The sequence below is a fragment of the Bradyrhizobium sp. UFLA06-06 genome (assembly GCF_054820065.1).
The window spans coordinates 47187-53241 of record NZ_JADFUD010000053.1 but is presented as its reverse complement, the minus strand read 5'-3'; the positions used below and the strand labels follow the sequence as shown (position 1 = coordinate 53241).

Annotated in this window: 9 protein-coding genes; 4 read left to right on the top strand and 5 right to left on the bottom strand. The window is 65.1% G+C overall.

Translation table 11 applies throughout. From position 1 onward, the window contains the following. Positions 1 to 71 precede the first annotated feature (71 nt). From IF803_RS32335 to IF803_RS32320, 4 genes are all read right to left on the bottom strand, one after another. Positions 72 to 554: a DUF992 domain-containing protein gene (locus IF803_RS32335; RefSeq protein ID WP_028336066.1), complete on the bottom strand. Its 483-nt coding sequence runs from the start codon at positions 552 to 554 to the stop codon at positions 72 to 74. Between the two features lie 256 nt (positions 555 to 810). After that, entirely contained in the window at positions 811 to 1332 is a 522-nt protein-coding gene (locus IF803_RS32330; RefSeq protein ID WP_028340562.1) for a DUF992 domain-containing protein, read from the bottom strand. A gap of 244 nt (positions 1333 to 1576) precedes the next feature. Then, a complete protein-coding gene (locus IF803_RS32325) occupies positions 1577 to 2779 on the bottom strand; it encodes a pyridoxal phosphate-dependent aminotransferase (protein ID WP_411783489.1) in 1203 nt (400 codons plus the stop codon). A 303-nt stretch (positions 2780 to 3082) separates the two neighbouring features. Next, the gene (locus IF803_RS32320) at positions 3083 to 3292 is read right to left on the bottom strand and encodes a hypothetical protein (RefSeq protein ID WP_461194867.1); all 210 of its coding nucleotides are present in this window, start codon (positions 3290 to 3292) and stop codon (positions 3083 to 3085) included. Positions 3293 to 3405: 113 nt separating this feature from the next. On the opposite strand from IF803_RS32320, the gene IF803_RS32315 reads away from it, so the two are divergent. From IF803_RS32315 to IF803_RS32305, 3 genes are all read left to right on the top strand, one after another. Next, positions 3406 to 4059: a glutathione S-transferase family protein gene (locus tag IF803_RS32315; RefSeq protein ID WP_028336064.1), complete on the top strand. Its 654-nt coding sequence runs from the start codon at positions 3406 to 3408 to the stop codon at positions 4057 to 4059. A 179-nt stretch (positions 4060 to 4238) separates the two neighbouring features. Beyond that, positions 4239 to 4415 carry a hypothetical protein gene (locus IF803_RS32310; protein WP_168859259.1) on the top strand — a complete coding sequence of 59 codons (177 nt, stop codon included), beginning with the start codon at positions 4239 to 4241 and terminating at the stop codon, positions 4413 to 4415. A 61-nt stretch (positions 4416 to 4476) separates the two neighbouring features. Further along, complete coding sequence (locus IF803_RS32305; RefSeq protein ID WP_162832398.1) at positions 4477 to 4632, top strand: hypothetical protein; 156 nt, start codon at positions 4477 to 4479, stop codon at positions 4630 to 4632. A gap of 23 nt (positions 4633 to 4655) precedes the next feature. On the opposite strand, the gene IF803_RS32300 is transcribed toward IF803_RS32305, so the two are convergent. Continuing rightward, complete coding sequence (locus tag IF803_RS32300; RefSeq protein WP_028336063.1) at positions 4656 to 5009, bottom strand: DMT family protein; 354 nt, start codon at positions 5007 to 5009, stop codon at positions 4656 to 4658. A gap of 212 nt (positions 5010 to 5221) precedes the next feature. On the opposite strand from IF803_RS32300, the gene IF803_RS32295 reads away from it, so the two are divergent. After that, positions 5222 to 6037, top strand: coding sequence for a PAS domain-containing protein (locus IF803_RS32295; protein WP_461194865.1), 816 nt, complete (start codon positions 5222 to 5224; stop codon positions 6035 to 6037). Positions 6038 to 6055: the final 18 nt, after the last annotated feature.

Here is a 6055-nt window from a genome sequence, read left to right as displayed (position 1 = left end):
AGCCAGCATGGTGAATCAGAAACACACTGATTTGGGAATCCCAAATCGATTCAACCTAAACCCATCCCGCTTTAGCGGCCCGGACGCAGCTCCAGGCTCTCGAGGCCGGCGGCGATGTTGATGCCGACCTGGCCCTGCACGCTGAGCGGCTGCAGGGCGATCGTGTTGTCGGAGCCGCCGACCAGCACGTTGCCGCCGACGCCGACACCGAGCGTCGCGCTGCCCTGCGCGCCGGCATAGTTGCCGGAGAGCGCACCCGGCCCGAGCCGCTCCACCGGTGCGTAGACGCCCCAGGCCAGCGCCGATTCCTGGGTGATGCCGAGATCGATGCCGACCTTCTGGATGGTCGCGATGTAGCGATCCTCAGGCAGACCATTGGCGCGCAGCACGCAACCGAGATGGGTCACGGAACCGACGATGAAGCCGACGCTCGCGCCACCGCGGCATTCCAAGACGCCGACCTGCACGCGCTGGATCGGCTGTTGGGCGCTGGCGCCGACGATTGCGGTCAGCGTGGCAATGGCAGCACCGGCGAGGAGAGTGAAGCGACGCATGGCGGAGTCTCCAGCTGAGAGGCATGACGCGAGCAGAGAACAGAACGGCGCCGTGTCTGCGGCGCCGTCCGCATCCTATGCCACAACACCGTATGTCCAGCCAGAATTTGCGGTGCCCGGTCACCGATTGTCAGGAGATGTTGCGACGCTGCTATGTTCCTCCCGGCCTGCCGATGTGGTCGAGCAACGGACAGCAAACAACAGACAACAAAAAAGAGGCCCGCTTTCGCGGGCCTCTTGATGAGACACCAACAACTTAGTGGTGGTGATGATGACGGTGGTGACGGTGATGCCGGCGCGGACCGTTGTAGCGGACCGGCTCGAGATCGATGCCGGCGATGCCGGCCGCAACGTTGAGGCCGGTCTGGCCCTGCACGCTGACCGGCTGCAGCGCATAGGCGTTGTTCGGGCCGCCGAACAGGAAGTTACCGCCGGCACCGAGGCCGACCGAGGCGTTGACGCCGACGCCGCCGTAGCTGCCGGCCAGCGCACCGCGCGGGAGCTGCGTGGTCGGCGCGCTCACGGCCCAGGCGAGCTGGGTCGTCGCGGTGACGCCGAGGTCGACGCCGATCCGCTTCACGGTCGCAACATAGGGCTCGGGCCGACGGCCGCCGCTCTGGAACACGCATTCGAGGCGCGCGACAGAGCCGACAACGAAGCCGACATTCTCGCCGCCCTGGCATTGCAGGACCCCGGCTTGAACCTGAGGCGCCGCGTTGGCGGTGGCGAACGGCGCCAGCAACGCAAGCGCTGCAAGGGTGAGGGTCGAAAGTCGCATTGAACTGTCTCCGCAAGGTGAACTGAATTTGCGCGGCGGACAGGAAGGAAAGCTCGTGTCCAAAACAAGGCAGTGCGCAAAGACGCCGTAAAAACTTCCCGCGTGTGGCATCGATGTTCGCACACACGCGCGTGAGGTGAGCAGGATGTGATTTGACTCGTCGAATCTACCGGCGCGCGATTCAGCACACAAACAAAAACGCTCCCGCACCAGGTGCGGGAGCGTTTTTCAAGTTCGGATCGACCTACCGCAGATTACCGCAGAAGCGCTGGATGCGCTTGCAGGCATCCTCGAGATCGGAGGTCTTGGTGGCGTAGGAGATGCGGAACGCGGGGCCGAGCCCGAATGCCGATCCCTGCACCACGGCGACACCTTCGCTCTCGAGCAATTCGGTGACGAACACCTCGTCGTTGTCGATCAGCTTGCCGGACGGCGCCTTCTTGCCGATCGTGCCGGCGCAGGACGGATAGACGTAGAATGCGCCTTCCGGCCGCGGGCACTCGATGCCGCTCGCCTGGTTGAGCATCGACACCACGAGGTCGCGACGCTCCTTGAACACCTTGTTGTTCGCGGCGATGAAGTCCTGCGGACCGTTGAGCGCCTCGACCGAAGCCCACTGCGCGATCGACGACGGGTTCGAGGTCGACTGCGACTGGATCGTCGCCATCGCCTTGATCAGCTGCGCCGGGCCGCCGGCATAGCCGATGCGCCAGCCGGTCATGCAGTAGGCCTTCGACACGCCGTTCACGGTCAGCGTGCGATCGTACAGGCTCGGCTCGACCTGCGCCGCCGTGGTGAAGACGAAGTCGTCATAGACGAGGTGCTCGTACATGTCGTCGGTCATCACCCAGACATGCGGATGCTTGACCAGCACGTCGGTGATCGCCTTGAGCTCGCTCTTCGTATAGGCCGAGCCGGTCGGGTTCGAGGGCGAGCACAGGATCACCCATTTGGTCTTCGGCGTGATGGCCTTCTCGAGATCTTCCGGACGCAGCTTGAAGCCGGTCGAGGCCGGGCAAACCACCGGCACCGACTCGCCGCCGGCGAGCGCCACCATCTCGGGATAGCTGACCCAGTACGGCGCCGGGATGATCACCTCATCGCCCGGATTGATGGTCGCCATCAGCGCGTTGTAGAGCACCTGCTTGCCGCCGGTGCCGACGATGACCTGGTTCGGCTTGTAGGTCAGGCCGTTCTCGCGCGCGAACTTGTTGATGATGGCTTCCTTGAGCTCCGGAATGCCGCCGACATCGGTGTACTTGGTCTTGCCGGCCTCGATCGCGTGGATCGCCGCCAGCTTGATGTTGGCGGGCGTATCGAAGTCAGGCTCGCCGGCGCCGAGGCCGATGACGTTGCGGCCCGCGGCTTTCAGCGCGCGTGCTTTGTCCGTGACCGCGATCGTCGCGGACGGCTTCACACGGTCGAGCGCAGCGGACAGGAAGGCCATTATCATCTCCTGGCAAACGTCGTGAGCCGTTGGGCCACGACTTGATTTGAATGGGATCGCGGCACCCTAGGCCTGTCGCCGCTGCACCGCAAGAAGCTTGGCGGTAAAGCACGAAAACTTTCGCGCATGGCTCGCCGCGCGCGCAATTTTCCGCAAGTTCCGGCGCCGGATGACTCATATCCGGCAAGGCCGGTGACCATAGCTCCGGCCTTGCCGGCAGGGCCTTCGGCGGCATGCGCCGGCACGGATTGCTCCGAGGACAATGCCGCGCGGCACCTGCCCGACAGCGCTAGCGGCGGGCCGTCAACGCAGACCGGCGCGTCGTGCCGCCAAGGATGCCGCGTTAAGGTTTGTGGGTTGCAGCGCGCCGGTCATGGTCGCGACCTTGGTATCGACCTTGCCATCGACCGGCACCGTGCAGAGCGTCGCGCAGGCGTGATCCGAGTTGTTCTGCCGTGTTGATGGAATCGTTCTGCACGCGTGCAGTGCGGTAGACGTTTCGACTTTTTCCACACTGCAGGGCTTGCGACGCACCCCCGTCGGCATCATTGTTTAGCGGCGTTGCGGTGTGACAGGCCGCGCAATTCGAGCGTACCGTCTCCCTGACCCGAGTGAACACCGACGCAATGTACAAGCTCTATTCGATGCAGCGCTCCGGCAACAGCTACAAGGTCCGGCTGGCGCTTGCCGTGCTGAACACGCCGTACGAGGCGATCGAGATCGACATCCTGCGCGGCGAGAGCCGCACCCCGGAATTCCTGGCCAAGAATCCGAGCGGCCAGGTGCCGTTGCTCGAGGTCGCCGAAGGCCGCCACCTCGCCGAGTCCAATGCCATCCTCTGGTACGTCGCGATCGGCACACCGCTGGCGCCGGAGTCGCGGATCGAGCGCGCCGAGGCGCTGCAGTGGATGTTCTTCGAGCAGCACGCGCTGGAGCCGAACATCGGCGCCGCCTATTTCTGGCTGTCGCTGGTCAAGGGCGGACGCGACCTGCAGACGCACGCGCTGGAGGACTGGATGGAGCGCGGCTACGCGGCGCTGCAGGTGATGGAGAATCACCTCAAGGAACACACCTATTTCGCCGCCGGACAGCTCACCGTCGCCGACATCGCCCTCTACGGCTACACCCACGTCGCCGACCGCTGCGACTTCGACCTGGCGACCTTTCCGTCGATCCGCGCCTGGCTCAAGCGGGTCGAGCAGACCCCCGGATTCGTCTCGATGGACTGGCAGCCTGGTACCGAGGCCGAGCCTGAACCCCGCCTCGCGGCCGGCGTCTGAACGGCTGGGTGTGAATCCAGGGAATAACGGGGAAACTGCCTAAATAGCGGGCAGAACCCGCGCTACCGCCGTATTTTAGCCATTTTTGGACGGCGCCGCCGCCGCAATGTTGCCGGTGACAACCGGCAGATTCGCGCGGATGTCGCGAGTGATTCGCTCGCGGCCGAGGGATTTAGACCATGAAACGGTGGTCCGGCACGGCAGGCTTCGATGGCCGCCCTGCCCCGGTGGCATCATCCCGGCTGACGAACGCGATCGCCGCGTCGCTCGCGCTTGGCGCGCTGACGCTGTGCCTGGTCGTCGCCGTGACCGTGCTGTCGAGCAACATCACCATGGCAACGGCGATCCCGGCGTAATCAAGCGATTTCCGGTTGGCACCTGATCCGCGGCAAGGCGCGGGAGAGACAGCGGCGCGACATGATGAAGACCCCCGTCGGACTTGTGACCGTGACGCTGTCGGCGGCGATCCTGCTGGCGGCATCGCTCCTGATCGTGACCGGCACGCAAGGCGAAGACCACGCACGCCCCGCGCATGTCACGACGCCCGCCGCCAAGCCGGCCCCGCACCACTAGCGCCGTCTCGAACGCAAAATGCGCTAGCCCCATTTGTGGAAGATCAGAAACGCGCCGGCGGCGATGAAGGCAAATCCGAGCGCGTGATTCCAGCCCAGCGGCTCCTTCAGGTACAACACCGAGAAGGCGGCGAACACGACCAGCGTGATCACCTCTTGCATGGTCTTGAGCTGCGCCGCCGAGTAGACCGCGCTGCCCCAGCGATTGGCCGGCACCGCCAGCCAGTATTCGAAGAAGGCGATGCCCCAGCTCACCAGGATGACGATGGGGAGCGAATGATCCTTGAACTTGAGATGGCCGTACCAGGCGAAGGTCATGAAGACGTTCGAGGCGAACAGCATCAGGATCGGCAGCAGCGAAGGCGAAATGGCGGGCATCGATTGTCCTCTTGCAAGCAAAGCACGCGGTAACCCGCAGGCACGGAACCGGGTTCCGCGCCGATCTGCATATCATTTGATTTGAAAGCAGCGAAAGCTGGTTCGGCCCTCGCAACGCCCGCTTAACGGTCGTCACGGAAATGCCGGCGCCGTTGCGGCCCTGTCGTCAAACTGCGGCTTTATCGTTCGTTTGACAGACAGCGAGAACGCGCATGCGGTTCGACTGGCGTGCCATTTCAGGTCCGGCCCTGACGGCGATCACGGCATCCGCCGCCTTCCTGATCGATCGCCTCGTTGTCGCCGTCCCCAATCCCGCGCCGCTGTTCGTCTGCATCGTGGCGCTTGCGAGCTCGATCAGCGGCATCACCTCCGGGCTGATCTCCGCCGCGATCGCGGTGGCCGCCTCGGCGCTGTTCTTCCTCGATCATCGCGCGCTGCCCGGTTACGACACCGCCGACGTCGTGCGGATGCTGATGCTGGCGGCGACCGCGGCCGGCACCGCCGTGATCACCGGAATGCTGCGGCAGAAATGGATCGACGCCTTTGCCGCGGACCAGCAGCATCACGCGACCTCGGAGCGGCTCGCCGCCGCGCTCGATCAGGTCGACATCGGCATCGTGCTGCTCGACGCCGACACCCGCGCCGAATTCATCAACCGTGCCTTCCGCGACTATTTCGCGCTGTCCGATGCGCAGGCCGACAGCAAGCCGCCCTTCGTCGCGCTGATGTATCACGGCCGCGACACCGGCGCCTATGAACTGCCGGAAGACGAGCTGAGCGCGTTCATCGCCGAGCGCATCGCGATGATGCGCGCCGGCGACTCCACGCCGATCAATCTCAACCTCGCCGACGGCCAGGTGCTGCGCTTCAGCTGCACCGCGCTGCCGGACGGCGGCCGCATGCTGAGCTACACGCCGGTCACCGACCTGGTGCGGCACACCGACGATCCCGCCAAGGCCGACGAATACCGGGCGCAACGCGCCGGCCGCGAGCGCCATCTGGCGCGGCTGCTGCGTGCCGCCGAGTGAGGCGCGGCCTCGTCCGCA